Source organism: Paenibacillus sp. V4I3 (genome assembly GCF_030817215.1).
In the GTDB taxonomy this organism is placed as follows: domain Bacteria; phylum Bacillota; class Bacilli; order Paenibacillales; family NBRC-103111; genus Paenibacillus_E.
Genome location: NZ_JAUSZA010000001.1, coordinates 7,787,042 through 7,812,955, shown reverse-complemented (window position 1 = coordinate 7,812,955; position 25,914 = coordinate 7,787,042). Strand labels below are relative to the sequence as shown.

Sequence of the window (25,914 nt, the reverse complement as noted above, 5' to 3'; positions counted from 1 at the left end):
ACTTTTCCTTTCAAAAGGCAAGTCGGATTTTTTTGTTTCAATTGTCCAATTCTTGCCCCAGCTTCTTTATACATCTTGAGGCGTGAAGGGAATCGCTGCTTTGTATTCCGATGGACTGCATCCGACATATTCCTTGAACACTTTCGAAAAGTAATGCTGATCGTGAAAGCAGAGAGCATCCGATAATTCTTTGATTTTCATATCGGGATTTGTTTCCATAAGTCTTCTTGCTTCGCGAATTTTCAAATCCAGATAGTGATGTACGAACGTGTTTTGTGAATATTTTTTTACGATTCGGCTTATATAGGAAGAGCTTACATGAAATTTCGTGGAAAGATCGCTCATGGACACTTGCGCATACAGGTTCGTTCTGAGATGCTCATCGATTTTGATAAACAACTCATTGCCGCTTTTTTTGTTAAAGGTCAGCAAAAAGTCGAAGCATTCGCCAGAAAATGCAAGTAGTTCAGAGCAAAAATCGGTATAGCTTGTTTGATCAAATAGTTTCAGTTTCCTGGCTTGTTCAAGCACCGCCCAGTTTTTCCATTCGATATGCTGGTTTGCGGAGGATTCGAATGCTCCTACAAGCCGGGATACAAAGCGTTCCAACTGGGCGACGGGGAGGTCAGCCTGCTGCCATTTACTCAACTGCTCGGAGAGCTGGAGGAGAAAGCGGTCCTTCTGAAGTCTCTGTATCATGCCTGAATAGTTGTCGCTTAATCGGTTTATTTCCTCTTTGGAAGATTGCTGTATGTGCTGAGGAAGGCTGACATCCAGCAGGATCGGCTTGGAGAAGTTTAATTGCTCCATGAGCGTCTGTGAAATTTCCCTGTAAGACTCGGGGATTTTCTTGGGCACTACCGATCTGGAACTGCAAGCTATAGAGACATCGAGGCCCAGTGCTACAAAGCAATTGTGTATTTTTTCCAATGTATTCAAATTGTAATTGTGGCCCTCAATGAAAGAAGCATCGTCAGGATAAGAAGCTGAAGGGGATCTTGAGTTGGAAAAAGCCAGAAGGGATGACCCTCAAAAGCCTCCGTCAGTCTCATCTTAATAATCCCCGAATCCCAGTGATCTGAAAGGGGCGTAAAGATTTGCTTGCGAACCACCCATAACAGCTTGGATTGCTCAAAAAAAACTGGTTCCAGTTTCATAAGACGGCTGGCAGACTGATCCATGATTCCGTCAAATACTGAGCTTTCTGTATGGTGTTCCTCTATGAGTTGGATGACGACTCGTTCCATAACCTCCATCATCTGACTGCGTTCTACAGGCTTTAACAAGTAGTCGCATACCTGCAAATTAATGGCTTTTCGTGTATATTCGAAATCGTTATACCCGCTGATAAGAACTACCTTCAGTTTGGCGTTTATTTTTTTGGCTTGATCGATTAGTGTAAGACCGTCCATCTTGGGCATTCTGATATCCGTAATGAGAATGTCGATTGCGTTATGGTGACAAATCTCCAGTGCTTCCTCGCCGTTCGTAGCGACGGCTGCGACCTGAATGGGAAGACCGGAAGTTTGAAGGAGTGCTTTAAGGTTCCGCAGAATCGGTTTGCTGTCCTCTGCAATGAGAGCTTGAAACATCGTTGTCCCTCCCACATGAATCTAGTAAAAGTCTCTGGTTAACGAAGCAATAACTTGGATGGTAGCGCCCTGGCTGCCGGAATTGTTGTACAAATTAAAAAATAACCGGTTCCTGTACATAAGCTTAAGGCGGTTTACAGTGTTCACAATCCCCATATTGCCAATTCCCGCTGCAAGACTCTCCTGCTCCTGGGAGTCGGGGTTCATGTCGTCGATATTTCTTAGAATTTCTTTGATCTTGGATTCCTCAAACCCTCCGCCGTTATCCGTGATTTCAATAGCCCACAGCCCGTTGTACAGCTTGGCTTTAATCTGGATTTTCCACGGAGGATCGGATCGATCGAAGGCGTGTTCGATGCAGTTCTCCACAAATGGTTGAATGACCAGGCGTGGCAGCAGTATGGATTCAGATGAATGATCGATGTCTATTTCCCATATGAGATCATCCTCATATTGCTGCCCAATCAGCGATAAGTAATGCTTGGTATGTTCGATTTCATCCAATAAAGTGACATGCTCATACGGCGAAGAAACGACATATCTCAAATTTTCAGACAAATGCTTACACATTTCACTGACGATCTGGTTCTTGTTTTCTTGAGCCGCTATGCTGATCAAATAAAGCACATTATGAATAAAATGCGGAGCGATCTGCGCTTGCAGCGCCGAATTCCGAGCCATTGCCTCTTTGTGTACCGCCATCTTCTCTCTTTCGATCGATTCTTGCAGCCGGTCAAAAAGCTCACGGAACGCTTCGTTCAGGAGCAGCAGTTCATTGTTGTACAACCGGCTGTCCATGTTCATGCTCAAGTTGCTGTAGTTGATGCGCAGAATTTGGCTGCGAAGCTTTCTGATCGGCAGCACTAGACTTTTGGACGTGAAATAGATGTACAAAAACGAGAATAACGTCAGTGAAACAATGATGATTATCGCAATATTTTTAACGGAATTGACAGAACCAAGAACGGATTTGCTCGGTGTGATCACATATACCGTCCATCCTGTAAACGAAGATTTCTGGAAGGCGACATAGTTGTCAGACGTATCTTTATAAATGCCGTTAGTGTTCGAAAGTTTGTCATTGCTTCCGTCAGGTATCTTGTATTCCATGTTTGAGGACTTAATAACCGCTTCACCGTTGCCGTCCGTTATATACACGTTTCCGATGTTTCCGGCGTCAGCCAAAGACTGCAAATCACGATTGTCCATCTGAATGGATAGATAGCCGAAGACGGTGCCGTTCACATCCACGATGGAACGTATAAAGGAGATTGGCTGGTCCTTGGGCGCATAGAGAATGTAGCTGCTGCTTTCCAATTTCCTTCTTGTCGTATCGTTGCTAAGCACCGGCCCTAACGTAGGCAAGTCCGTATAACCGATATAGGAGGCCAGCTCATCGCCCTGAAGACTGTAAATGATCATATCATGGATATTTAGGCTTGGGCCGACGGCACGAAACATGATATCGCTAAGCACACGTTTCTGATTTAAATCATCAATCGTGTAGGTTGACTTTTTGTTTAAGGACTCATACAAAAAAGAGAAAATATCCCGATTGGACAATACGCGCTGCGAAAGCTGGTTTTGCATAGCGATGTAGCTATCCAGTTGACTCGCAACCTTGGTGGCCGTCAAGAGGGTGTCCTGAATCGTCCTTTCTTTAAGCGGCTTGACGACAAGCACATTTACATAAATCAGGAAACAGCCGAGAATAAAGACAAGCAAAATGAAAAAGGTTGCAAACAGCTTGGTCTGGAGGTTGATCTGCAGCGGCTTTTTGCCGATCAAGTTATTCACCCCTGCACACCTTCCTTCCTGTAGTGTCATGAATATCCCTACTATAACACCGGAATGAAATCGTTAATACCCCCAAAATTGGTTCATAATATTACACAGGAAGAGTCAACCACGAACATGTACTTTGCAGGAGTGGCGCCCTATAATCGTAATTGTAACCAGTTGCAACGGGTTTCATCAAACAAACATGATGGAGGGGTTCAGTTTGAAACAAATAAATAGAAGTATCGTATTTGGCTCCCTTGCGCTTATGATAGCGCTCTCCCTGACAGGCTGTGGATCCAAAAGCAATCAAGATTCAGGCGGAAGCAGCACGCCAAGCAGCTCTGATAAAGCGGCTCCCTCGCAGTCAGCAAAAACAACGATTGAATTTGCATTGGGGAAAAGCTCTGAGAACGCAGCTTATGCGAATAAAGAAATGCTGGCGGAGTTTGAAAAGCAGACGAATATTCACGTTAACATTCAGATGCTTCCTTCCGAGCAAATCTCCACGATCATGCAGACGAAGCTGGCTGTAGGAGAAGTGCCTGACCTGATTCTATATAACCTAGTCAGTGCTGAAAGAGAACTAAATCTGGATAAAAATTTTGAGCAGCTGGATAATGAGCCGTGGGCTTCCAGATTGCTTAACAAGGATGTACTTTCTTCTAACGGGCATATTTACGCGTTTCACCTGAATCAGGACGCAGGGCAGCAGGGAATGGTTTACAACCAGGATATATTCAAGGAACTGGGACTGTCTGTTCCAAAGAATTATACAGAACTGCTGGCGGTTAGTGACAAAATTAAAGCAAGCGGTATCACTCCGATCTTCATGCCTTTTAAAGATTCCTGGGCTACCAATATTTGGACTGCAGCTGCTTTGGCTGATTATGCGAAGAAAAATGATCCTAAGCTGTGGGAAGATTTGAACGCGAATAAGCGCAAATGGACCGAAGTTCCCGCTTTTGAAACCGTTACGCAGCAGCAGCTGGACCTGTTTAAGAAAGGATATACGAACAAAGATGTATTAAGCGATAGCTATGACATGGCTGTCAATAAATTCCTGAAGAAGGAAGTCGCTATGATGGCTATGGGGGATTGGCTCATTAATGACGCCTATCAAAAAGATCCAACCATTCATCTTGGACTCTTTGCTATCCCGTATGCAGACGGAGCGGATTTGGGAATAAGCCCGCTGGGCGGCCAATTGTTCGTCCCTAAAAAAGCTAAGCATCTGGCGGAAACCAAGAAATTCCTTGATTACCTTGCCTCCCAAAGCGTAGGGCAAAAAATTGTAACAGCGAACAAGTATATTTCCAATTTCAAAGATATCCAAACGCCGGAACTGCCTCCATATAAGCAGGCGATCGTCGATACCTATATGAAAACGAATAAAACGACGATGACAATGGACGCTTACCTATCTGTCGACATCTCAGAGCTATGGAAAGGCTACCAAGACATGTATGCGGGCGGTAAGACTCCGAAAGACGTTTATGTTTCCTGGGATAAGAAATTCGCACAGTTAATGAAAGACAAGAAGATGCCAGGCTTCTAAGCATAAGGTTTCGCCAAAAGGCAGAATGAAGCTTAAAGGCTTTATTCTGCCGAAGTTTTTTTATGGAGCGTGATAACATGAGAATTACGAAACGTCTGTATTCCTATTATTTAATTTTGCCTGCTCTTCTTCTCTATTTGGTTTTTTATGTGCTGCCAACGGTAATTGGTTTGTTTTATTCCTTTACGGATTGGCGGTTGGACACGGAAGAGATCCATTTCAATGGGCTGTATAACTTTGAACGTATTTTCACGGACGAGACGCTGCTTCTGGCCATCAAGAATACGATTATCTTCGCTATTGTAACTGTCATTGGCAAAAATGTGCTGGCAATCCTTCTTGCAGTTGCACTGAATATGAATTTAAAAACCAGAAATTGGCTAAGAGCGATATTTTACACACCTTCCATTATAAGCGTACTGGTCATCAGTCTCTTGTTCATCCCTATGCTTCGTTCGGAGGGCTTAATTAATCAAATCCTTGAAGCCGTAGGCTTAGGTGTTCTGAAGCAAGCTTGGCTGACGGATCCTTCCGTTATTATGTTTACGATTAGCGGACTAGCGATCTGGCAATTTACCGGATTTCAAATGGCTATTTATTTGGCCGGGCTGCAATCCATCTCGAAAGATTATTACGAAGCGGCCAGAATCGACGGAGCGGGAGGCTGGAAGAGCTTCCTTCACATTACGCTTCCGTTGCTGTGGCCCGCTATAAATATCAATGTCATGCTGACCTTAATCGGAGGCCTGAAGGTGTTCTCCGAGGTGTTCGTTCTGACAGGAGGAGGTCCCGGGAATTCTTCTCAGGTCATTGGGACCATGATTTTAAAAGCATTCGGTGAAGGCAACTGGGGGCTTGGAACGGCCGTGAATACCGTACTGTTTATAGCCGTTACTCTCATTTCCATTCCGCTACTTATGTATATGCGCCACAAGGAGGTACAGGAATAATGATTTCATTGCGTAAAACTGACTGGAAGGCGTTCGTTGTGGAAGCTCTCATGCTGATCCTTGCGCTCGCCATAATAGCTCCGTTGCTCATTATGCTGTTAGGTTCCTTTAAAACAAGCTCAGAGGTATTGGATTTCTCTTTAAAGCTGCCTCGTAAATGGATGTTTTCCAATTACAAGGAAGTGATTGAACAGGGAGGGCTGCTTCGTGCTTTCTGGAATGGCATCCTGATTTCCGGTGTATCTTCCGTGTTGAACATTATCACGACTTCTGCGGCTGCTTTCATTATTGTGCGCCGGGATACACGGCTTTCCAATCTGATCTACCTGTTTTTCTTTATGGGGCTAATTGCTCCGGTCTCGATTATTACGACGATCCGCGTTGTCCAATGGTTGGGCCTTTACGGCACCATTACGAGCGCAATTTTTATTTATGCGGCGATGAACAGCGCTTTTAGCGTTTTTCTGTACACAGGTTTCATGAGGTCGATACCAAGGGCGCTGGATGAGGTAGCTTTTCTGGAAGGCGCCAATATGTTCGACGTATTTATAAAAGTGATTTTCCCGTTAATTATTCCGGTAAATGCCACCGTGGCGATTATGGTGTTTATGTCTGTCTGGAACGACATTACGATCCCGATTTATTTCTTAACGGATAGCTCCAATTGGACGATGCCTTTATCCGTATATAACTTTTACGGTAAATTCAGCAGGGACTGGAATCTCGTTTTCGCCGACTTGACGCTGACCTCATTACCTGTTCTTGTCTTATATCTAATGGCGCAGAAATATATCGTCAGCGGCTTAACAGCCGGAGCCGTCAAAGGCTAAGGAAAGGATGTCATTTCAGCGATGTGGGCTTCCTATAGGTCAGCCACCGTTCTTTCAACGGCAAAAAATTGTATCATGACTAGCGATTCAACCTTTACGCACTCTTACAGAACTTACATTAACCCGAGGGAATACGGAAAGCTGAAGATGAAATTCTGGTGCAGTAATAACGTGGACTCCACATGGGCGGACGGGTCTGTTTCCAAGGCAAATCTGCAAGGGGGTTCATGGAGAATTGAGGCGGCTTACATAGCTGACGGTGGGAGACTTCCCGATGGAAGTGTCGTTTCGGGCACTCAAGTACCGTTAACTTACGATTCTTCGTTCTCCAAACTTGTCATACCGGGTGAAACGTTCTGGAGTGATGCCTTAACTTTTGCTATCCCGGAAGGAAACTATTTGGCGTTTACATGGACGATTACGACTATGGATGCGGGGAACAGCATTCCCTTCAATACGGAAGGCTTGCTGGTGTCTGCCTATGATGCGCCGGGACATGCTGCTGATCAAGCGTCATCCGATTTATACCGCAGATCTGCCAACTGCCTGGTGCTGCCGGATTTTATAGGCTATGAGCGTGCATGTGCGAAACGCATTGCTTTTCTGGGGGATTCGATTACCCAAGGCGTACGGACACGTTTGGATGCTTATGAATACTGGGCTGCACACATTGCGGAGGGTCTAGGAGATTCTAGAAGCGTATGGAATATCGGTTCAGGATGGGCAAGAGCCTATGATGCTGCAAGCGACGGGGCCTGGCTGTACAAGGCCAAGCAAAGCGATGTGGTTGTCGTTGCATTAGGTGTTAACGATATTGGTACTGCTGGCCGAAGTGCGGCTCAATTGCTGGACGACCTGCAGACCATCGTCATCAAGCTTAAGCAGGACAATGCTGCAAAGACGGTTATCCTGTGCACAGTTCCTACATTTAATTTCACCGATTCGCAGGAATTGGTCTGGAGACAGGTCAATGACTCAATACGCCAACATGCCATTCTTGGTGCCGATCACGTGTTTGATATGGCAGAGGTGCTTTCCCAAGCAGCACCAAACGATAATCTGCTAAAGCCTGCCTACATGGCCTCAAGTTCGGACCCGCATCCAAACGGGGTGGCGGGCTTAGCTATAGCGGATGCTTTCCTGTCATGGTATGGGAACAATTGCTGATCTAAAGGAGTATTGATATGAATACATTTGGGGTTTCATCCATATTGTTTCAAGGTGATTCGATTACCGACGGTAATCGCGGTAGAAACGATGACTTTTTTAGGGACGGGATTCATCCGACACCAGCTGGCCATGCCTTAATAAAAAATCGTTGGATGGACTTTTATAGCAAACGATTCATCTCTGATAGTGGGATATCCGGAGGAGGGCAAGCGTGTGAGTGAAAAAGAATTGGAGCTCTGGTACGAGCAACCGGCGGTACAGTGGGAAGAGGCGCTTCCGATCGGTAACGGGCGATTGGGCGGCATGGTGTTCGGCGGACAGACTGTGGAGCGGATTGAATTAAACGAAGATACGCTGTGGTCAGGGACTCCGCATGACGCTCAGCGGCCGCGTCCATTTCCGAGCCTGTCCAAAGTCAGAAGTCTCATTGATCTAGGCAGTTATCAAGAAGCAGAGCAGTTGATCCACCAAGAAGCGTTGAGCTCCTATGCGCAGTCGTACTTGCCCTTGGGCAACCTGATCATCCAGCGCGAGTTTCCGGGAGAGATTTCGACGTATAAGCGTGAGCTGTCGCTGGACAACGCCGTTACACAAGTACTTATGACGGCCAGCGGTGAGCAGTGCTTGTTGCAGACGGCATTTTGCAGTAACCCAGATCAGGTGATGGTTGTATGTCTCGAAGCGGAGCAGCAGGAGCTGATCTTTACAGCCTCGCTGCAGGGCATGCTGCAGGGAGAAGTGATCAGGCTGACGGACAAGCATCTGGTGTACAAGGGACGATGCCCCAGTCACGTAGAGCCGAACTACAGGAGTGTGGGAGCGGAGCCTCCTATTCTCTACGATGAACGGCCAAGCATTGAGTTCGAGCTGCATCTGGCCGTGCTTGCCGATGAAGGTGAGGTTTCGGTTTCCAATCAAGGGGAGCTTACGGTGCAGGGGGTGCAGAACGCAGTTCTGCTGATAACTGCTGCTACGACGTATCCGTCAGTTGACGACCCGAACCGGCAGCGGAAGCTAAGAGACACCTGCCTCAGCAGAATTGAAGCGGCAAGACTCAGAGGATATACCCAGCTGCTTGAGCGGCATATAGAAGATTACCAACGCTTATTTCATAGAGTAGAATTAAAGCTTGGCGACCCAGCGGAGTCTGAATTACCGACTGACAAGCGATTGGAAAGATTTCGCACAGGCGCCGATGATCGTGGTTTGGTGGAGTTGTTCTTTCAATTCGGCAGATATTTATTGATCGCTTCCTCAAGACCGGGCTCCCAGCCGGCGAATCTGCAAGGCATCTGGAATCGGGAGCTCCAACCGCCATGGTCCTCCAATTTTACGACCAATATTAACGTTCAAATGAATTACTGGCTTGCTGAAATTTGTAATTTGAGCGAGTGCCATGAACCTCTGCTGAAGATGATCGGAGAATTGGCTCTTACAGGAGCGGCTACTGCATCGGAAACATTTGGCTGCCGCGGTTGGGCTGCTAATCATAATACGGATATTTGGAAACTGTCTAATCCGGTTGGCGAGCAGGATGGAGGTATCCATTGGGCTTTTTGGCCGATGTCGGGAGCTTGGCTTTGCAGGCATCTATGGGAGCATTATGTTTTTAGCCAAGATACTTCCTATTTACGCAACGAGGCTTATCCCTTGATGAAAGGAGCAGCCATGTTTGCGCTTGATTGGCTGGTAGAGGACGCCTCAGGATTTCTGATTACGAATCCGTCCACCTCGCCGGAAAATCAATTTGTTTCGTCCAATGGCTTTGTCTCGGCAGTCAGCAAAGCGGCAACGATGGATCTCATGCTCATCTGGGATTTATTCAATAATTGTATGCAGGCCTGTGAAGTTTTGGATGTTGATCAGGACTTCCAATTTGCGCTGAGTCAGGCAAGGGAACGACTTTATCCGTTACAGGTTGGGCGGTACGGACAACTTCAGGAGTGGATAGAAGATTTCATGGAAAAGGAACCGGGGCATCGGCATATGTCCCATTTGTACGGATTTTACCCGGGGAATCAAATTTTGCTTCATGAGCATCCTCAGTTGGCGGAAGCGGTGCGGACCTCGCTTCGGAGAAGACTGGAGCAGGGTGGCGGGCACACGGGCTGGAGCTGTGCCTGGATCATTAATTTGTTCGCGAGGTTGGAAGAAGGCGAATCATCTTATCGCTATGTACGACAGCTGCTGGAGACATCCGTTTACCCGAATTTATTCGACGCGCATCCTCCTTTTCAAATTGACGGCAACTTTGGCGGCACGGCTGGTATCGCCGAAATGCTGCTTCAAAGTCATGCCGATGAACTTAGCCTACTTCCCGCATTACCCACACCGTGGGCTGACGGGTTCGTAAAAGGCTTACTGGCCAGAGGTGGATTCGAGGTTGATATCCGGTGGGAGCAGGGGGGATGGACAGAAGTGAGCCTGCGATCCCGACACCGAGGTTTATGCAGAGTAAGAAGCAAGCAGCCCGTTGATACCGTTGTGTCGGAGGGCGTTATCATCGATTATCGTAGGATTGATGCTGATCGGATTGAATTCGTTACGGAGGAGGGGTGTATCTACGTTTTGCGGTCGTTTGGGACGAAGCGTTAACGATGGCAGGAATGAATGTCGATTCCTTTATTGTCGTCCAAAGGCCGTCTATTGAAGTACAATAAAGTTTTGAAGTAATTAGGCGTTCACTCTATTGGGTGAACGCTTATTATTTTTGGAGTTGCAACAACTTGCGTTACTACGAGAAAAACGGTCTGATTCATGCGATAGCCAGGGGTTCGAACAGATCGAGAGGCGTCAAGAACATTATGAAGTCATTAACGAAAAAATAGATTTACCGTCAATGGGAACTAGAAAACCTACTAACTGGTTTAAACCGTCATTATTTTACCTGAGATTTCCTTTTAAGATCTCCAATCCTCTTTTTAATTCGTCCAAAGAGTTTGTGGACGCAAGTGCTATTCGCAAAAACTTATCCTGCGTATTGGCTCCACATAGAAAGCGATTTGAGTGAAAAACACGAATTCCTTTCTGAAGAAAGGCACTCTCCATCCGTGATCCATCGCCATTGTCCGAGATGGGAAGCCAACTATAAAAACTCAGTGGATGACTAGTGTGGAAAGACTGTGAAAAAAACTCTGAATATATATGATTTGCAGATTGTGCTAGCTGTTTTTTTTCCTCAACAATTGCATTTGCTTTTCCAGATAAAATAAGTTCGGTTATGATCTCGGCATCCAATGAAGATGTCTTGACATTGATATTAAAAATTGCCTTAATAATCTTCTCTTTAAAAGCATCGCTAAACACAATATATGCCACTCGGAGCCCTGAACAGATTGACTTGGAGGTACTGCAGATATAGACAGTTTGTTCTGGGATGAGCTGAAACATCGGCTGATCATAATCGGCTATAATACCAGCCGTCAAAAAGGCGTAAATGTCATCTTCAATTAAAATCAAATTATGCTTACGAATTATAGCAGCTAATTCTTTTTTGCGGTTTTCTGAAATCATTACAGTAGTGGGATTAGAACAAGAAGGCATCAAAAAAACGCCATGTACTTCCAGTTGAAGGCACTGAGTTTCAAGTTCATCCGGCAGCATTCCGCACTCGTCACCGGGAATTGGAACTAACTTAATACGAAACATTTTCGAAATCTCAATAAAATTTGCTTATTGGGTCTAGGACTATCACTTTTATGCCTTTTCATTTTTAACAGTGGTAACTTTATCCTCCCTTCCATGATCGTCATTCTCTTCGTACTTACTTTGATGAGAATGCAGCTAAAGAAAACAGGTGAACGAACATGTCAATGACTTTAATAGAGCGAATGATTACGATTGGAATGGTTGTTTTGGGAACCATGATGACAAGATTTATTCCATTTATTATTTTTCCTTCAGGTCGACCCACACCAAGTTATGTGCAGTATCTAGGCAAAGTATTGCCCTCAGCAGCGCTAGGGTTACTGGTTGTCTATAGTATCAAAGATGTCAAATTTTTATCCGGTAACCACGGAGTACCCGAACTGATTTCTATTGTTCTAGTTGCTTTGCTCCATATTTGGAAGAGAAATATGTTTTTGTCAATTGCAAGTGGTACTCTCATCTATATGTTTTTAATTCAATTTTTATTTTAGATAGTCGTCTCTCAATGGGACTACCCAATCGCGTTTTGACGGATTAATTTGCCCTCGCTGGGCAGGATCATCTTACGTTTAGTCTTTGGTCATATTTTTCCTTCAGACGCTTTATGTCTGCTCTGGGAGGAGAACCAAACATACGAGAATATTCGCGACTGAATTGGGATGCACTTTCATAGCCTACCCGGAATGCGACATCAGCGGCATCCGCTGACTCGGATAATAATAGGCGTCGTGCTTCCTGCAATCGCAGCTGTTTTTGGAACTGAATAGGGCTCATAGCGGTTACCTCTTTGAAGTGTCTGTGAAACGAAGAAATACTCATACTGGCTATTTCGGCAAGCTCTTCAATTCGTAAAGGCTTATCACAGTCATTGATAATTTGTTCGATAGCGTCCCTGATTCGATAGATGCTGCTTCCTTCCATTGCGATTTGTGCCAGCGCAACTCCATACTGCCCTTGCAGAAGCCTATATAGAATTTCCCTTGTGTAGATGGGAGCAAGGTACGGAATGTCTTTGGGATTATCTAGCAAACGAGCTAATCTGAGTATCGCATCCAGTATAGGCAGCTCTATCTGACCGACAAACATAGCTCGCTTAGCATTTTCTTTCGGGGTGATTTGAATTTCAGAGTCATTTAAAACCTCTAAAATTTGACTTTGTGTAAATTCAAGTTTGAAACTCAAATACGGAGCGTCGAAAGAAGCTTTTATGACCTGGCCGATCACCGGTAAGTTCATGGATGAAATAAGGTAGTTGGCAGGACCATATTCAAAACGCTCCTGTGCCAGCAATATCTCTTTCAAACCTTGAGCTATGAAACATAAGGAAGGCTTGTAAACTCTGTAGACTGGCTCGGTCACATTAGAGTAGCGAATAAAAAATAAAGATGGGATAACGGTCTCGTAAACTCCGTCCTGACCCGAATGAGGTTCTATCAGTTTGGCGAGCTCATCCTGCTGTTTTAGTATTTCCTCAGACATAGGCTCCTCCTTATTGTTTTATCTTTTTCAATTATAAGGCATATACGTCTGTGGTGTTAGTGGTAGTGAGAGGATTAGGCAATCATTTAAGACAAATGAGATAACGGTCTTTTTTTCATTTATTGCATAATAAGGTTACGCCCTTTAACACACAAGAGTTCTTGATAGAACTTGAGGAGGAATGAAAGTGGAACGCCTATGGACGAAGCCGTTTATTCTCATGACGGTAGGGATGTTTTTCCTATTCACCGGATTTTATTCGCTGTATCCGACGCTACCGCTGTTCATCAAACAGATGGGCGGCAACGAAACGCAGGTCGGACTGGCAGCGGGCGCGTTTATGCTGACTGCCGTTATTTTTCGCCCGATCGTCGGCGTGCTGCTGGATCGGTTTGGCAGGCGTCCGTTTATCGTCTGGGGGCTGCTTCTCTTCACCTTGGGGATGTATATGTATGACTGGATCGGTGGAATCTTCGTTTTGATGGTGCTCAGAATGTTGCACGGGATGAGCTGGGCGGTTTCCACAACCGCCGTTTACACGGCAATTGCGGATATGATCCCGTCGGCCCGCCGTGGAGAAGGCATGGGGTGGTTTGGCACGGCCACGACCATGGCTATGGCGGTCGGCCCGATATTCGGCATCTGGGTTACACAGAACCTGTCGTACCACGCTCTGTTTCTATTCGCCGTCCTCCTCTCTGCCGCAGCGCTGCTCTTGACGTTTGGTGCAAAAATGCCTTTCCGGCCGAAATCTGGTGCAAGGAGAATCGAATTTTTTGAAAAATCGGTCTTGCCCGTCACGGCATCGTGCTTTTTTCATGCTATCGCTTATGGTGGCATTACCACCTTTGTCCCGCTTTTTGCTAACTCGATCAAGGTCAATCCCGGCGCGTTCTTTCTGGCCTATGCTGCAACGCTTGCCCTGATCCGTCCCATTGCGGGAAAACTTTCGGACCGGCATGGCGAGACGTATGTCATTGTACCGGCCCTTGTGATTACGATTTCGGCTTTGATTACCTTGAGCTTTTCGACCGGATTGTTCGGCGTGCTCGTTTCGGCGGTTCTGTACGGTATCGGTTTCGGTTCCGTGCATCCGGCTCTTCAAGCGGCAACGATACGTCTTGCTCACCCGGACCGTAAAGGGGTTGCCACTGCTTCTTTATTGACTGCTACCGACCTCGGCATCGGGCTAGGTGCAATCATGCTAGGCTGGGTCTCCCAATACACGAGCTACCAGCTATTGTTTACGGTCAGCGCTGTGTCGGTCGCGTTTTCCTTGTTGCTATTCACTTTCTTTGTAAAACGTTTGTTGAAAAACAAAGGGCTTAGCCCTCTGAACACCGGTACTCTTCCCTCCGAAACAAATTGACGCAGCTGCACAACGTTGAAACAGTGAAAAAAATAGTAAAACTAAGGAGTGTATCGATTATATGGAGTATGTAAAACTTGGCCGCACCGGTTTAGAAGTTTCACGATTATGCCTTGGTTGCATGAGTTATGGGGTACCCGAACGCGGAATCGCTCCATGGTCGCTGAATGAAGAGGAAAGTAGGCCATTCATTAAAAAAGCGCTAGAATTAGGCATTAACTTCTTCGATACTGCGAATGTATACTCTGACGGAACAAGTGAGGAAATTGTCGGACGTGCATTGAAGGAATTCGCCCGTCGTGATGAGGTCGTCATTGCGACAAAGGTATACTTCCGCATGCACCCGGGTCCGAATGGCGCGGGACTTTCCCGCAAGGCAATCATGAGCGAAATTGATAACAGCCTAAGACGGCTGGGTACGGATTACGTCGATTTGTACCAGATCCACCGTTTCGATAACACTACGCCTATAGAAGAGACGATGGAGGCACTCCATGACGTAGTAAAGGCAGGTAAGGCAAGGTATATAGGAGCATCCTCGATGTATGCTTGGCAGTTCTTGAAAGCGCAGCATGTCGCCGAACGTAACGGTTGGACCCGGTTTGTCTCCATGCAGAATTTATTGAATTTAATGTATAGGGAAGAAGAGAGGGAGATGCTGCCGCTTTGCCGCTCAGAGGGAATCGGTGTCATCCCATGGAGTCCGTTTGCTAAAGGTCGGCTAACCCGAGATTGGGATGAAAAGACAGCCCGTTCAGAGATAGACGAAGCCGGACAAAGGCTAGTTGCGGCAATGGTAGACGCCGATCGCAAGATCGTGGAGAAAGTTGCCGAAGTTGCCGCCAAGCGGGGCATTCCTCGTGCGCAAGTCGCGCTTGCGTGGGTACTGCAAAAGGAGCCGGTAACGGCGCCGATCATCGGCGCAACAAAGCTTAATCATCTGGAGGATGCAGTTGCTGCGTTATCGGTGAAGCTGGATTCAAACGAAATTGTGAGCCTAGAGGAGCCTTATGTACCGCATCAGATATACGGAATCTAAACTAGATGCTTCATCATAGAAAATACTACGGAAAACTTTAGTTGAACACAAATAAGGAGCAGTTCTGCCATTGGCAGCTGCTCCTTATTTTTATTAAGATACAGGAGAAAATAAATTCGTTTCAGTGCTTATGGGACTTTTATTTTATCAATCTTCTTTACTAAGGTTTTCACCTCATGAGGTCGTGGAATACGATAAAATCTACTCGGATGCCATTAGTGAAAATTCTGAAATTATAGAAGATGTTTCCCACCAAGTTTGTCATTTTGCCCCTATGAATGCAGATGGCTATAAACCAGTTTATATTGATATGTGGACAAAATTATCTAAATCATGGGACATTGAACAGAGTATGGTGGCTATCGGTTGATAGCAGGAAAATGGGAAATTTTAGAGAAAGTATTCAAAAAAAATATAAGGTGGTGTATTTGAATGCAGAGTGATCAATTTATTGAGACCACCCACTTGCTCTTTGGAGACTTATTAAAGACATTTGATGAAGGAGAAGAATACACATTATACAATTTTGGCCCACAGGTAATTAGCAGAATTGGTTTCGCAACGAATATTACACCTGATATTGTACGTCAAGCTGCTGATAAAAAGGTGGATTTAATCATTACGCATCATGATGCTTGGGATTTCATATTCGGGATGAAAGAAGAATGCCATGGTCTATTGAAGCATTTTCAAATCGGTCATTACTTCGTTCATTTACCGCTTGATTATGCTGACTTTGGTACGTGTAATTCACTTTTTGAATTATTAAAGGTCAACCAAATTATCCAAACTTCCTATCATGATGAAGGTAGGAGTGTACCGGGAGTCGGCGTGTTCAATGACTCATTAACGTTCGAGGAATTGTGTGAAAGGGTAACAGACGTCTTAAATGAAGATGTTAAATAATGGAAGCATACAGAGAAACGAATTAGTAAATTGGGGATTATTACGGGAGCAGGAAACTCAACGAAAAATATCCTTGACGCAGTAAAATTGGGCTGCGATGCATACCTAACCGGAGAAAAAACATTATACACGGTACAATATGCTCAATATGTAGGAATGAATTTAATAGTTGGGAGTCATACATTTACTGAAATATTTGGAGTAAGATCTTTGGTTGAGCAGATCAAAAAAAAGTTTAATCATATTGAAACTATCGAATTGTTCGAAGACCATTTTGAATAATACCATTAAACCTAGCAGGCACAGCGGCGGTCTGCTTTTTTCATTAAAGTAACAGGCAGAAGATGGAATAATCAAATTTATTTAAACTCACCCTTAAATCAGTTGGTTTATTACCCTTATAATATTTGGTAAAAAGAAGAAAGAAGCGATGACTCAATGTTGACAGAACGTCCTAGCATTATTTTAATTACCGGAATAATGGCGAGTGGGAAATCAACGGTAGCACAGTTGCTTTCCGAACGGTTCGAGAAATCGGTTCATTTGCGGGGAGATATTTTCCGGAGAATGATTGTTAATAACCGCAAAGAGGTTCACCCAGATGCCGGAAGTGATGAATTGAACCAATTGCGTCTACGATATCGGCTTGCCGCGCAGTCCGCGGATGCCTATTTTCAAGTAGGCTTTACAGTAGTAGTTCAAGACGTCGTGATTGGACCAATGTTGAATGATTTTATATCCTATATCCAAAGCCGACCTTTTTATGTAGTGGTTCTTTGTCCAAACTCGTCAGTTGTCATACTAAGGGAATCTGCCCGTATTAAAAAAGGATATGGTGTTTGGACCGTTGAAGGATTGGATAGTCTGTTGCGAAATGAAACACCACGAATCGGAATGTGGTTGGATTCATCTGAATTGACCCCTGATGAAACTGTTAATGTTTCTTTTTTTGTTCATTTAAGTAACGGGAGTAGAGCGTGATGGATTGCCAGTGGATATGCAGTTCAAAGTTAGCTTTGGACTACTTTCCCAAGCTCTTATTCTGTAGGAATTATTTATAAATAAACTTTGACCATTCAGATGAAACTTTATTAAATTCTTTTTTTATTTCATCAAACCTATTATTTTTTCTATCGCTGCCAAATACACATGATATTCGTTTAAGAGAAGTTTTTTTCAAGACATCAATATAATCTTCTGGTTGCATGTTGTTTGCAGATAAATGGATGAATTCCTCTAATGCAGGTGCCGATTCTAAGTTGCTAACATCCTTAAGACCTTTCATATTTTCCAGAGATATCTTCCTTAAGTTTTTTAAGTTATCGAACGAAGGCAACTTTTCAATGTTAGGTAAAGATTGTAAAAAGAGGTTTTGTAAACCGTTCAATGTGGAAATAAACCCAACATCTGATAACCCTCTAATCTGCCACAGTTCAAGATATTTAATATTCGTTAAACCTTCTATTGCTGAAAAATTATTAATCCCCCCGAGCTTTATATCCAAGGACCACATCTTCTTTAACGGGACTAAGTAATTCAAATCTGGTGTTGTTATCGACCTCAATGTTACATCTTCCAAATTTGTTAGGCCCCTGAGAACATCTATATTTTTATGTTGTCCTTCTATATAGATTTTCCTTAGCATTGTAAACCTTGATAAAGGAACTAAGTCGGGTTTCTTTGATTTTGTTGCTCCTAGAAATAATCGTTCTAAAGTGTCTGGAACTCCATTTAGAAAGTCGAAGTTTTCAAGTTTATATATACCTATCCCTAACTCCTTCAAATTTCTCAAATGGACTAAATTATGCATACCTTTTGCGTCCATTAAACAGTCTGCTGAAAATCGCTTGAGATTTGTTAAAGAAGAAATAAAGCTTAAATCGCAAGTAGAGCTGTAAAATCCATATGCACGAAGACAAATATCATTTCTGACGGAAAATAATAAATCATTAAGTAATCGGAAAGTTGCAGGGTCAACTTCATTAGAGAATTGAACAACTTTTAAAGAGTTATCAGCTGCCAGAGATTTTACTTCTTCTTGATTTAACGAATTATGAATATCAACTCTATCATTAGAAATTTGAGTGAACATATGGCACCTCTTGTGTTTAAGTATCAGGAAACATAGTATAAATGAATGTAAATCGCAATTCATTATACCATATACTGGAATACGCATGTTATTGTACCGCTCAAATTTACCCCATTATCGCTTAGAAGTGTATACCCCTTATCTGCAACCGACAAGTACTAATAACGGTCGCTCAACTACCATGAAAGAACTGATTAACTTTCATGCTCTGTGGTGCAGTGGAAGAGATGCATGGATGGCTAACGGAGAACGTTAGTTCATATTAAATATACAACGAGGCTGCCGCGGAAACGATCGACGGCCTCGTTGAACCGTAAAGATTTGATCATAGCTCAATTGCCCCACTCATACGTTTGGTGCGATCTACCTGGCTGCCGTTTTAATGACCAATCGCATAGTGCAATTGAACGACGCCGCTGCCGAGTGATTTGAAGTTCAACAATTCCACTTCTTTGTATTGGTACTTCTCCGTGTCAATCAATAGATTGAGCCCCTTCCCTTCCAGTACCGGCGCGATATTGAATATGAGCTCGTCAACAAGCCCTTGACCCAGAAAAGCATTGTGAAGGTCCGCGCCCCCCGAGATGAGGGCGGTTTGATAGCCTTTATCCTGCAGGTAGCTCAAGGCTTCGAGCGGCGAGCCGACAACCGTCACACCGGGAATTTCTTTCACGCTTGCCGATACGACGACGATATCCATGCCGGTAAAAGCACCCTCGCCTCCGCTCGCCAACATCCCTTCAAACGTACGTCTTCCGACAATGAAATTACCAGCTGCTTGAACTTGTGCCGCAAAATCGCCGAGCGCTTCCTTTTTTGGGGGATTATTCGGACTCGATTGCGCGTAGTTGCCATTGCCTGTTAGTGTTGCCCATAGAATTGTTTTCATTGGATAGCCTCCTAATAGTCGATGAAAATAAATGGTGATTATAGTTCAGCCTAGCTTTCTTGATTGCTGCGATGTCCGTTCAAGGACTCTGCGGATGGATGCGACCACCCGGTCGGGCCGATCTTCCTGCACGTAGTGGGAGGCATCGTCTAACGACTCGGTTTCGTTCGATTTCAAATAACCTTGCCATTTAGCCATCTCTTCGGGTGGAAAGCCCGCGCTATCCTTCATCCCCCACAGAATCTGTGCTGGCAAATTGGATAGAACCGGCAGTTTCGCCTCGATTTCCGCGAGCCACGGACGCGCTTTTCGGATCTGCCTTGGGAATACCCATGTCGGTTTCCGGGATTTTGGGGTTGGGAATGGATCGGTGTAAGCCTTTCTCAAGATATCCGTGATTTTGTCGGAATGATAGATCCCATGCGGGACAATCTTCTTGGCGAAGAAGTTTCGCCTTGTCTGCAGCCAATATCCGAAGGGCCATCCGCCCATGGCAAACGAGAATAGCTTCATCGCAGGGAGCGTGGCCGGCCATGCCCAGGTATTCATCACGACAACTCCGCGCAGGTTCTCACGGTGCCTTACGGCGTAGTTGAATCCGATCGGGCCTCCCCAATCTTGGACTACTAGTACGAAGTCTTTGAGATCCAGTCGCCGGATGAATTCGGTGACAGCCTCAGAATGCTCCTTCGGCGTATAGCCATAATCGGAAGGAGCTCGTGACATTCCGAGTCCCGGATAATCCAATGCAATCAGACGGCATTCGCCGCTCAATTCTTTGATGACGTTCCGGTAAAGATACGACCAGGTGGGGTTTCCGTGTAGGAGAAGAATGACAGGCCCCTGCCCCTCGTCAACGTAATGAATCATGCCATCGCCATAAGGCATCCAGTGGTCCTTGAACGGATACTCCGATGCATCTACATCAAACGGTCTTTGCATTTATGCCTCCAATCTGCCGATTGTTTCAAGCAGCGTTTAAATCGTATTGAATAGTTATCTAAATATTCAGATTATTGATGTGATTCAAAGTCCTGTTAATATCGATTGAGCGCCCCGGTTGCGCGCACCACTCAGGGGTTGATATCGATATGAAGTAGAATTTTGTGTTTCGGCTCTTCAATAAGACTACAACACTGTGGTATATTTGAAAAGTAGTTACAATAAAGTGCAGTAGTTTCAAAAAATGAACTATGGAGGAAACGTCAATGTTGGATCGCTCTTGTATCGAAGCCATTGATCCTTTGCTGGAAATCTTGGATGGTAAGTGGACCCTTCCTCTTCTGCTAGAGTTGTTTGTCGGCACCAAGCGATTTGGAGAGCTGCGGCGAAAGCTACACCCGATTAGCCCGAAGACGTTAACGGATCGACTGCGGGTGCTGGAGGAGAAGGGGATTATAACGCGCACGCAGTACCCCGGTGTGCCCCTGCACGTCGAATATGAGCTAACTGAGCGAGGGTGGAATCTGCAGCCTATTTTTGCGGCTATGTGGGCATGGGTTCAGGAAAATGGCATAAGTGCCGAGCGTGGGGCGGAAGAGATGGCATAGATGTGAATGTAACAGAAGCACTGATTGGGAGCGGACCTAATGATTGACACGATAGCCTCCGCTCATCTCGAAAATGCGGTAGGCTCTTTCAATTAAGTTAACACCTGAAGAAGTTGCGTTTCTGGAAGAAAAGTAACAGCCGAAAAGACGCATGTCACATCGCCTGAGGGAGATGCAACAGCTTGTTATGGTTTTTGGATGGAGGGTATAGACCAAATATCTGAATTCATTAAAAATATAAGCAGTTCAAATAGGAAAAAAAATGCTATTAACGACGGGCAGATTACTTCAACGACTATTATTCGGATTAAAACGGATATAATGAGAAATAAACCATGTCATCCGTTTGGAGGAAATATTAATGAGGACTCATATTGTTTTTGGGGCATCAACCCGTGGAACGCTTAGACAAGCATTTAAAATAAATCAAATAACTGAACAAATCATAGCTATGGAAGATGACTTAATGTTGGGTCCGCTTGGAAATATATTTCTGGATAGTGTTCAATCATTTCGCCTTAATTGGTGGGAGCAAATTTTAAATGAAGAAGACAAAACCGAATATATTCCATATCTGCGTGATTCATATAAAAATTTCAGCGGATGGGCGAGTTTACTCACTGATGATGACTCGCTCTTATTTTGGGTGGGCGACAGCTCAACAGAACAAACAGGTTTTATGTGTTTATTGGCTAATTTGCCATATTCAATTCCTGTATCGTTTGTCAGCGTTTCCCAAGCTTATTACAAGAGATATGGCAAGTTCAGACCACGCTCTACTGGAGAAGTCTCACCAGAGAAATTGTTTCCGCTAATGGAAGATGCGAAAGTTATTACCCCGCATGTTTGGGATCGATATGTAACGAATTGGAAACAGCTCCTTGAGGACAACGGCATCCTTAGAATACGTAAGACCCGTCAAGTCGAAACGGTCCCCGTAGATTATTTTGACCGGGAAATAATAGACAGAGCTAAAAGAATTTCTCCGGAAAAATTTCATCTTAAAAGCGATGGTTTTTTCTATGCTGTAAGTCAGAAACAGCGAATTGACGATGGGTTCATCGAGTGGCGAATTCGTTGCTTAATACAAAGGAATGTGTTTACATACCAGGGATCTCTCGCTTCTATGCGTTTGTATATGCTTAAGCCATTATGGATTCATAGATTTAAGTCGGAAACTTCGGAAACTATAGTTGAACAAAACAAGGAGTAGATCTGCTATTGCAGTTGCTCCTTGTTTTTATTAAGCTAACTGGCAGGATAGGTACTTAAAGTTATCTCGTGGATAAAATACCCAAAAATGAAACTTTGTAATAATTAAAGTGTCTATACTGAGAGGCTTGAGGTATAATCTACGATCGAAAGAGTAAGGGAGTGAATATAGCAATGGAGAAATATTGGAATCACAATACTGCATTTCACGAAGAGTTAGTTGAAAACGCAAAGGTACGCGGCGGACGAGTGCTCGACATCGGGTGTGGTGACGGATTACTACTTCAACGCCTTGCGCCTTTCGCTCAACAAGTTATCGGTATCGACCCCGATACGAAAGTTATTGAGCGTGCGCAAATGCGATTTGCTGCAACATCAAATGTGTCGCTCGTAAACGGTGACTTCCTCGCCATGCCAGTCCCTTCTCAAGAGGAACGTTATTCTACGGTCATCTGTGTAGCGACTTTGCACCATATGGAATTGAGAAGCGCACTGTTAAAAATGCGCCAAGTTCTCGCACCTGGCGGGCGGCTCCTCATAGTTGGTATAGCAGCTGACAAATCTATTATGGATTTTGTCATCTCCGGACTTCTTGTTCTCCCAATCCGTGTCATGGACCGACTTCATGGCGGGATGCAAGATCCGAGTGTTCGGATTGCAGATCCTAAAGAGTCATTAATCGAGATTCGCCAAGCGGCACATGAGGTGCTTCCAGGGGCAATTATCCGACGCCGTTTCTATTACCGTTACCTAATTTCCTGGGACAAACCGATGGTTAACCAGTAAAGAGTAGGCATTTGTGTTGTAAAAAGCGATTAAACTAAAGAGAAACGAGAGTAGAGGAGCTTACTAAGCGGGTGCTCCTCTTTTCTTCCTGCCCTTGCTAATCCATTTATTCAAAGCAGTTCCGCCTCCACCGACAGCGTGCTGCTGTTTGGTTCCTGCACTTTCAATTGCAGAGTTAGTCCCGCTCGTACTGTATCTTCCGCCTCCGCTTGCCACCTGGGTAGCCGAGGCGTTAGCGGCATTTCTGGGAAGCTTGACGATCTGATCATTAAGGACAATGACAATTTCTTTGCCGCAACGACGCGTTCCGGGCCGGGTATTACCATGATAAAGTCCGCCATTGGCGCCCTTCAACCATTTGTTCTTAGCTGTTCCTCCGGCCCCGACGCTCTGTTGCTGCTGCGTATTCGGGGATTTAATAGCGGCGTTGTTGCCAGCAGCGCTGCTGCGGCCTGCACCGCTTGCAATTTGCGTCGTGTTGGGGGCGTTGGTAAATTGATGGTTTACGACGAACACCAGCTTGTCAATTCCAGTGATCGGCGTTCTTGCGATCATGCGTTTATTACCTTTTTCTATAATAATCGTGAGTCGGTCTGATTTCATAACCACATGCATCCTCCCCATCGGGTTTTCTTAAGTATATGTCCACATCAAGAATCCGTAAGGGATATCTGTCGGGTAGTTAAAAAAGATGTGATGCCTAGAGTGGAAAAGAAGGGAACAAACGCAGGGCACCCAAATTTGTGTTCTAATATTTCGCCTTTGCAAGCCAACTCTTTTTGAGCCAAACCTGGTTCTTCCCGCAGCAATGTAATACGGTTGCCTATTATCATGTAGTTGCCTCCAAAGTTGAATGTTTTGGAAAAATTTTGGTATAGTGAAATAAAGGAGTGTACATATGATTAGAAATATAGATATTAGCAACAAAGAAATGGCTCAAAGTGTTCTAAATGTCCAAATCCCATCATACCAAGTTGAAGCTCAACTGATTAATTTTTTTGATTTACCACCATTGAGGGAAAATATTGAAAATCTTCAACAGAGTGGCGAGAATTTTTTTGGTTATTATATTAATGACGAATTAGCAGGAGTTATATCTTATAAGATAGAAGAAAAAACTTTGGACATTCATCGTTTAATGGTTGCCCCTAATCACTTTCGAAAAGGAATCGGGAGAATACTATTACAGTTCATAGAAAAGGTTGAAAATCATATTCATGAGATCATTGTTTCAACGGGAGCCAATAATACCCCAGCTAAAAACTTATATATTGACCAGGGATTTAGTGAAATTGGAAAAATGGAAGTAACTAAAGGTTTATTTATGTCCAACTTTAAAAAGAAAATGAAGGAAATATAAAAGCTATAAAATCAGGGGGAATCCCATTTTCCTTTAATTAATGGGAACGAAAGAGCGGTTGCTTCGGCAACCGCTCTTTATTTATTCCACTGTTCAAAGGCGTGCACCCCCGCAAAAAAAGAAGTCGTTCTAAGTAACGATTCGAATAAGTTTCGTGCAAAATCACTAGAACTTTACGATTGGTTAAAAGAAGGCTGGAAAAAGGAAAAATAAGAACATCTCGAAATGCACTTGGAGGAGCAGTTGCCTTCGGGTGGAATTGACAATGAATACGGACAAGTCTAAGCTTGTGAACCTGTGGTTGGATAAAGAGGGATTCGACTTTCTCGGATTTCATCACCGCCGCATGCCGAAATTGTTTAAGACGGGGAAATTTTATGACTTGCGAAGTATTCCATCCAAAAAGGTGATGAAGAAGGCATGTCGAACAAATTTCTATTAAAAGTTGACTGGCATATTATTCGTAGACTGACACTGTACTGGAACAAAAAGCACAAGCGAGACCAACTGCACCCGAGAAGGGTCACCGAGATACTCGGTCGTATGGGACTGAAACGAGTCAGTGCTTGGGGCAGCAATACTGCGCTGGGTGAAGAACATCGGAAAGCCGTATGCGGGAAAACTGCTCGTACGGTTTGATGAGGGAGGACTGGGAAACCAGTCCCCTACTCTATAATACTTTCCCTTTAATTTATGAAATGCATCATTTACTATGGAATTAATAATAGTCGCTCATGAAAGGATGGCTTGGGATGATTACAAAAGAATGTCTTATCAATGAAATTCAATATCTTATTGAAGAATATATCCACGGGCTATCTTCACCTTTTGATTCCTTCTTGGAGGAGCATATTCTAGCATCGACTTTTTACATGATCCAAGAGGGATCGAAAGTAGTAGGTTACTATGCTATTTACAATAACGAACTTCTTACCCAATTCTACATCAGCCGCCCCTACCAAATGCACTCGCAGAAGATGTTTAGCCAAGTGCTTGAACGTAATACAGTGAACTCTCTTTTCGTTCCGACCTGCGATGAACTATTTGTAAGCCTAGCGGTAGATAAGGACTTCACGATCAACAAACAAGCTTACTTTTTCCAAGATAATCAAGCAGACATAATAGTGAGTAATGTTTCAGGTGATGAATCATTTGGCCCTGCTAATTTAGAAGATCTGCAACAAATACAACAAATCTGTGGAGATTTTCTTGACCAATACGAACGGCGGATTGCCAGTGGAGAACTCTTCACCTACTATAAAGGTGCTGTGTTGCTTGGAATCGGAGTAGTTGAGAAGTCTAAGATGTTCGAAGGTTTAGCAAGCATAGGTATGTTAACTAATGAGGCATATAGAAAGCAAGGAATTGGGAGAGTCATCATTTTACAATTAAGGAAATGGTGTTATAAGCAGGGTATTAAGCCTGTAAGTGGATGTTGGTATTATAACGAAGCTTCTAAGAGGACTCTGGAGAGTGCGGGCATGGTCACGAAAACCAGACTATTGAAAATCAAAGTAACTTAAGAATGTATATTAATAAGGGGAAAATAAAATGTTCTTTCAGAACACAACGAAGCAAAATACGTTTTGAAAATAGATCGTCCGCAACAAATTATCTTGGCGGAACAATTTCTTCATACTTATCGGCACATAAATCCCACATGATCTGCCTGAGTATTTAAAGGCGTGGGAGTACTGGAAAGACA

The 25,914-nt window shown here is 44.2% G+C and carries 26 protein-coding genes and 2 pseudogenes; 19 read left to right on the top strand and 9 right to left on the bottom strand.

Annotation, left to right across the window (positions count from 1 at the left end):
• Nucleotides 1–66 precede the first annotated feature (66 nt).
• From QFZ77_RS36020 to QFZ77_RS36010, 3 genes are all read right to left on the bottom strand, one after another.
• Nucleotides 67–810: a helix-turn-helix domain-containing protein gene (locus QFZ77_RS36020; protein WP_307448261.1), complete on the bottom strand. Its 744-nt coding sequence runs from the start codon at nt 808–810 to the stop codon at nt 67–69.
• A gap of 125 nt (nt 811–935) precedes the next feature.
• On the bottom strand, nt 936–1,592 hold the full coding sequence (locus tag QFZ77_RS36015) for a response regulator (protein ID WP_307448257.1): 657 nt from the start codon (nt 1,590–1,592) through the stop codon (nt 936–938).
• Nucleotides 1,593–1,613: 21 nt separating this feature from the next.
• A complete protein-coding gene (locus QFZ77_RS36010; protein WP_307448255.1) occupies nt 1,614–3,419 on the bottom strand; it encodes a sensor histidine kinase in 1,806 nt (601 codons plus the stop codon).
• Between the two features lie 175 nt (nt 3,420–3,594).
• Here QFZ77_RS36010 and QFZ77_RS36005 point away from each other — a divergent pair, with 175 nt between their 5' ends.
• From QFZ77_RS36005 to QFZ77_RS35980, 6 genes are all read left to right on the top strand, one after another.
• Nucleotides 3,595–4,929, top strand: coding sequence for an ABC transporter substrate-binding protein (locus QFZ77_RS36005; protein ID WP_307448252.1), 1,335 nt, complete (start codon nt 3,595–3,597; stop codon nt 4,927–4,929).
• 77 nt (nt 4,930–5,006) lie between these two features.
• Nucleotides 5,007–5,879 carry a carbohydrate ABC transporter permease gene (locus QFZ77_RS36000; RefSeq protein ID WP_307448249.1) on the top strand — a complete coding sequence of 291 codons (873 nt, stop codon included), beginning with the start codon at nt 5,007–5,009 and terminating at the stop codon, nt 5,877–5,879.
• Nucleotides 5,879–6,709, top strand: a complete 831-nt coding sequence (locus tag QFZ77_RS35995) for a carbohydrate ABC transporter permease (protein WP_307448247.1) — start codon at nt 5,879–5,881, stop codon at nt 6,707–6,709. The genes QFZ77_RS36000 and QFZ77_RS35995 overlap by 1 nt, the downstream gene beginning before the upstream one ends.
• A 21-nt stretch (nt 6,710–6,730) precedes the next feature.
• Nucleotides 6,731–7,876 (top strand): SGNH/GDSL hydrolase family protein, encoded by a 1,146-nt coding sequence (locus QFZ77_RS35990; protein ID WP_307448246.1) that lies wholly within the window; start codon nt 6,731–6,733, stop codon nt 7,874–7,876.
• 17 nt (nt 7,877–7,893) lie between these two features.
• Nucleotides 7,894–8,100, top strand: a complete 207-nt coding sequence (locus QFZ77_RS35985; protein WP_307448244.1) for a hypothetical protein — start codon at nt 7,894–7,896, stop codon at nt 8,098–8,100.
• The gene (locus QFZ77_RS35980; protein ID WP_307448241.1) at nt 8,093–10,474 is read left to right on the top strand and encodes a glycoside hydrolase family 95 protein; all 2,382 of its coding nucleotides are present in this window, start codon (nt 8,093–8,095) and stop codon (nt 10,472–10,474) included. The genes QFZ77_RS35985 and QFZ77_RS35980 overlap by 8 nt, the downstream gene beginning before the upstream one ends.
• A 288-nt stretch (nt 10,475–10,762) precedes the next feature.
• On the opposite strand, the pseudogene QFZ77_RS35975 reads toward QFZ77_RS35980, so the two are convergent.
• A pseudogene (locus QFZ77_RS35975) lies at nt 10,763–11,551 on the bottom strand (aminotransferase class I/II-fold pyridoxal phosphate-dependent enzyme); the annotation flags it as partial.
• 134 nt (nt 11,552–11,685) lie between these two features.
• Here QFZ77_RS35975 and QFZ77_RS35970 point away from each other — a divergent pair.
• Entirely contained in the window at nt 11,686–12,018 is a 333-nt protein-coding gene (locus tag QFZ77_RS35970) for a branched-chain amino acid transporter permease (RefSeq protein WP_307448237.1), read from the top strand.
• A 67-nt stretch (nt 12,019–12,085) separates the two neighbouring features.
• On the opposite strand, the gene QFZ77_RS35965 is transcribed toward QFZ77_RS35970, so the two are convergent.
• The gene (locus QFZ77_RS35965; RefSeq protein ID WP_307448235.1) at nt 12,086–13,006 is read right to left on the bottom strand and encodes an AraC family transcriptional regulator; all 921 of its coding nucleotides are present in this window, start codon (nt 13,004–13,006) and stop codon (nt 12,086–12,088) included.
• A 187-nt stretch (nt 13,007–13,193) separates the two neighbouring features.
• Here QFZ77_RS35965 and QFZ77_RS35960 point away from each other — a divergent pair, with 187 nt between their 5' ends.
• The 5 genes and pseudogenes from QFZ77_RS35960 to QFZ77_RS35940 all read left to right on the top strand — a co-directional run bounded on the left by QFZ77_RS35960 (nt 13,194) and on the right by QFZ77_RS35940 (nt 17,301).
• On the top strand, nt 13,194–14,375 hold the full coding sequence (locus QFZ77_RS35960; protein WP_307448233.1) for an MFS transporter: 1,182 nt from the start codon (nt 13,194–13,196) through the stop codon (nt 14,373–14,375).
• A gap of 61 nt (nt 14,376–14,436) precedes the next feature.
• Entirely contained in the window at nt 14,437–15,414 is a 978-nt protein-coding gene (locus QFZ77_RS35955; protein WP_307448229.1) for an aldo/keto reductase, read from the top strand.
• A gap of 184 nt (nt 15,415–15,598) precedes the next feature.
• Nucleotides 15,599–15,784 (top strand): hypothetical protein, encoded by a 186-nt coding sequence (locus QFZ77_RS35950; protein ID WP_307448226.1) that lies wholly within the window; start codon nt 15,599–15,601, stop codon nt 15,782–15,784.
• 62 nt (nt 15,785–15,846) lie between these two features.
• Nucleotides 15,847–16,602, top strand: a pseudogene (locus QFZ77_RS35945) (Nif3-like dinuclear metal center hexameric protein).
• Nucleotides 16,603–16,758: 156 nt separating this feature from the next.
• Entirely contained in the window at nt 16,759–17,301 is a 543-nt protein-coding gene (locus tag QFZ77_RS35940; protein WP_307448223.1) for an AAA family ATPase, read from the top strand.
• A 70-nt stretch (nt 17,302–17,371) separates the two neighbouring features.
• On the opposite strand, the gene QFZ77_RS35935 is transcribed toward QFZ77_RS35940, so the two are convergent.
• From QFZ77_RS35935 to QFZ77_RS35925, 3 genes are all read right to left on the bottom strand, one after another.
• Complete coding sequence (locus QFZ77_RS35935) at nt 17,372–18,412, bottom strand: leucine-rich repeat domain-containing protein (RefSeq protein WP_307448220.1); 1,041 nt, start codon at nt 18,410–18,412, stop codon at nt 17,372–17,374.
• Nucleotides 18,413–18,791: 379 nt separating this feature from the next.
• A complete protein-coding gene (locus QFZ77_RS35930) occupies nt 18,792–19,301 on the bottom strand; it encodes a dihydrofolate reductase family protein (protein ID WP_307448217.1) in 510 nt (169 codons plus the stop codon).
• A gap of 45 nt (nt 19,302–19,346) precedes the next feature.
• On the bottom strand, nt 19,347–20,243 hold the full coding sequence (locus QFZ77_RS35925) for an alpha/beta fold hydrolase (RefSeq protein WP_307448214.1): 897 nt from the start codon (nt 20,241–20,243) through the stop codon (nt 19,347–19,349).
• A gap of 266 nt (nt 20,244–20,509) precedes the next feature.
• Between QFZ77_RS35925 and QFZ77_RS35920 the strand changes: the two genes are divergently transcribed.
• The 3 genes from QFZ77_RS35920 to QFZ77_RS35910 all read left to right on the top strand — a co-directional run bounded on the left by QFZ77_RS35920 (nt 20,510) and on the right by QFZ77_RS35910 (nt 22,849).
• Nucleotides 20,510–20,851, top strand: a complete 342-nt coding sequence (locus QFZ77_RS35920; RefSeq protein ID WP_307448211.1) for a winged helix-turn-helix transcriptional regulator — start codon at nt 20,510–20,512, stop codon at nt 20,849–20,851.
• Between the two features lie 361 nt (nt 20,852–21,212).
• Nucleotides 21,213–22,064 carry a DUF1835 domain-containing protein gene (locus QFZ77_RS35915; RefSeq protein WP_307448209.1) on the top strand — a complete coding sequence of 284 codons (852 nt, stop codon included), beginning with the start codon at nt 21,213–21,215 and terminating at the stop codon, nt 22,062–22,064.
• Between the two features lie 161 nt (nt 22,065–22,225).
• A complete protein-coding gene (locus tag QFZ77_RS35910; protein WP_307448206.1) occupies nt 22,226–22,849 on the top strand; it encodes a class I SAM-dependent methyltransferase in 624 nt (207 codons plus the stop codon).
• Nucleotides 22,850–22,912: 63 nt separating this feature from the next.
• Here QFZ77_RS35910 and QFZ77_RS35905 read toward each other — a convergent pair whose 3' ends face one another.
• Nucleotides 22,913–23,404: a hypothetical protein gene (locus QFZ77_RS35905; RefSeq protein WP_307450086.1), complete on the bottom strand. Its 492-nt coding sequence runs from the start codon at nt 23,402–23,404 to the stop codon at nt 22,913–22,915.
• Nucleotides 23,405–23,747: 343 nt separating this feature from the next.
• Here QFZ77_RS35905 and QFZ77_RS35900 point away from each other — a divergent pair, with 343 nt between their 5' ends.
• The 4 genes from QFZ77_RS35900 to QFZ77_RS35885 all read left to right on the top strand — a co-directional run bounded on the left by QFZ77_RS35900 (nt 23,748) and on the right by QFZ77_RS35885 (nt 25,732).
• On the top strand, nt 23,748–24,209 hold the full coding sequence (locus tag QFZ77_RS35900) for a GNAT family N-acetyltransferase (RefSeq protein ID WP_307448203.1): 462 nt from the start codon (nt 23,748–23,750) through the stop codon (nt 24,207–24,209).
• 265 nt (nt 24,210–24,474) lie between these two features.
• Entirely contained in the window at nt 24,475–24,651 is a 177-nt protein-coding gene (locus QFZ77_RS35895; RefSeq protein WP_307448200.1) for a hypothetical protein, read from the top strand.
• Nucleotides 24,630–24,848: a hypothetical protein gene (locus tag QFZ77_RS35890; protein ID WP_307448197.1), complete on the top strand. Its 219-nt coding sequence runs from the start codon at nt 24,630–24,632 to the stop codon at nt 24,846–24,848. The genes QFZ77_RS35895 and QFZ77_RS35890 overlap by 22 nt, the downstream gene beginning before the upstream one ends.
• Before the next feature lie 113 nt (nt 24,849–24,961).
• Nucleotides 24,962–25,732: a GNAT family N-acetyltransferase gene (locus QFZ77_RS35885; RefSeq protein ID WP_307448194.1), complete on the top strand. Its 771-nt coding sequence runs from the start codon at nt 24,962–24,964 to the stop codon at nt 25,730–25,732.
• Nucleotides 25,733–25,914 lie beyond the last annotated feature (182 nt).

Excerpts from the sequence above, each read along its gene's own strand:
- QFZ77_RS36020 (WP_307448261.1), bottom strand. The coding sequence starts at position 810 with ATGGAGCAATTAAACTTCTCCAAGCCGATCCTGCTGGATGTCAGCCTT.
- QFZ77_RS35955 (WP_307448229.1), top strand. The coding sequence starts at position 14,437 with ATGGAGTATGTAAAACTTGGCCGCACCGGTTTAGAAGTTTCACGATTA.
- QFZ77_RS35915 (WP_307448209.1), top strand. The coding sequence starts at position 21,213 with ATGAGGACTCATATTGTTTTTGGGGCATCAACCCGTGGAACGCTTAGA.
- QFZ77_RS36010 (WP_307448255.1), bottom strand. The coding sequence starts at position 3,419 with ATGACACTACAGGAAGGAAGGTGTGCAGGGGTGAATAACTTGATCGGC.
- QFZ77_RS35995 (WP_307448247.1), top strand. The coding sequence starts at position 5,879 with ATGATTTCATTGCGTAAAACTGACTGGAAGGCGTTCGTTGTGGAAGCT.
- QFZ77_RS35990 (WP_307448246.1), top strand. The coding sequence starts at position 6,731 with ATGTGGGCTTCCTATAGGTCAGCCACCGTTCTTTCAACGGCAAAAAAT.
- QFZ77_RS35920 (WP_307448211.1), top strand. The coding sequence starts at position 20,510 with ATGTTGGATCGCTCTTGTATCGAAGCCATTGATCCTTTGCTGGAAATC.
- QFZ77_RS35890 (WP_307448197.1), top strand. The coding sequence starts at position 24,630 with ATGTCGAACAAATTTCTATTAAAAGTTGACTGGCATATTATTCGTAGA.
- QFZ77_RS35905 (WP_307450086.1), bottom strand. The coding sequence starts at position 23,404 with ATGATCGCAAGAACGCCGATCACTGGAATTGACAAGCTGGTGTTCGTC.
- QFZ77_RS36000 (WP_307448249.1), top strand. The coding sequence starts at position 5,007 with ATGAGAATTACGAAACGTCTGTATTCCTATTATTTAATTTTGCCTGCT.
- QFZ77_RS35940 (WP_307448223.1), top strand. The coding sequence starts at position 16,759 with ATGTTGACAGAACGTCCTAGCATTATTTTAATTACCGGAATAATGGCG.
- QFZ77_RS35895 (WP_307448200.1), top strand. The coding sequence starts at position 24,475 with ATGAATACGGACAAGTCTAAGCTTGTGAACCTGTGGTTGGATAAAGAG.
- QFZ77_RS35985 (WP_307448244.1), top strand. The coding sequence starts at position 7,894 with ATGAATACATTTGGGGTTTCATCCATATTGTTTCAAGGTGATTCGATT.
- QFZ77_RS35885 (WP_307448194.1), top strand. The coding sequence starts at position 24,962 with ATGATTACAAAAGAATGTCTTATCAATGAAATTCAATATCTTATTGAA.
- QFZ77_RS35900 (WP_307448203.1), top strand. The coding sequence starts at position 23,748 with ATGATTAGAAATATAGATATTAGCAACAAAGAAATGGCTCAAAGTGTT.
- QFZ77_RS35935 (WP_307448220.1), bottom strand. The coding sequence starts at position 18,412 with ATGTTCACTCAAATTTCTAATGATAGAGTTGATATTCATAATTCGTTA.
- QFZ77_RS35925 (WP_307448214.1), bottom strand. The coding sequence starts at position 20,243 with ATGCAAAGACCGTTTGATGTAGATGCATCGGAGTATCCGTTCAAGGAC.
- QFZ77_RS36015 (WP_307448257.1), bottom strand. The coding sequence starts at position 1,592 with ATGTTTCAAGCTCTCATTGCAGAGGACAGCAAACCGATTCTGCGGAAC.
- QFZ77_RS35970 (WP_307448237.1), top strand. The coding sequence starts at position 11,686 with ATGTCAATGACTTTAATAGAGCGAATGATTACGATTGGAATGGTTGTT.
- QFZ77_RS35965 (WP_307448235.1), bottom strand. The coding sequence starts at position 13,006 with ATGTCTGAGGAAATACTAAAACAGCAGGATGAGCTCGCCAAACTGATA.
- QFZ77_RS35930 (WP_307448217.1), bottom strand. The coding sequence starts at position 19,301 with ATGAAAACAATTCTATGGGCAACACTAACAGGCAATGGCAACTACGCG.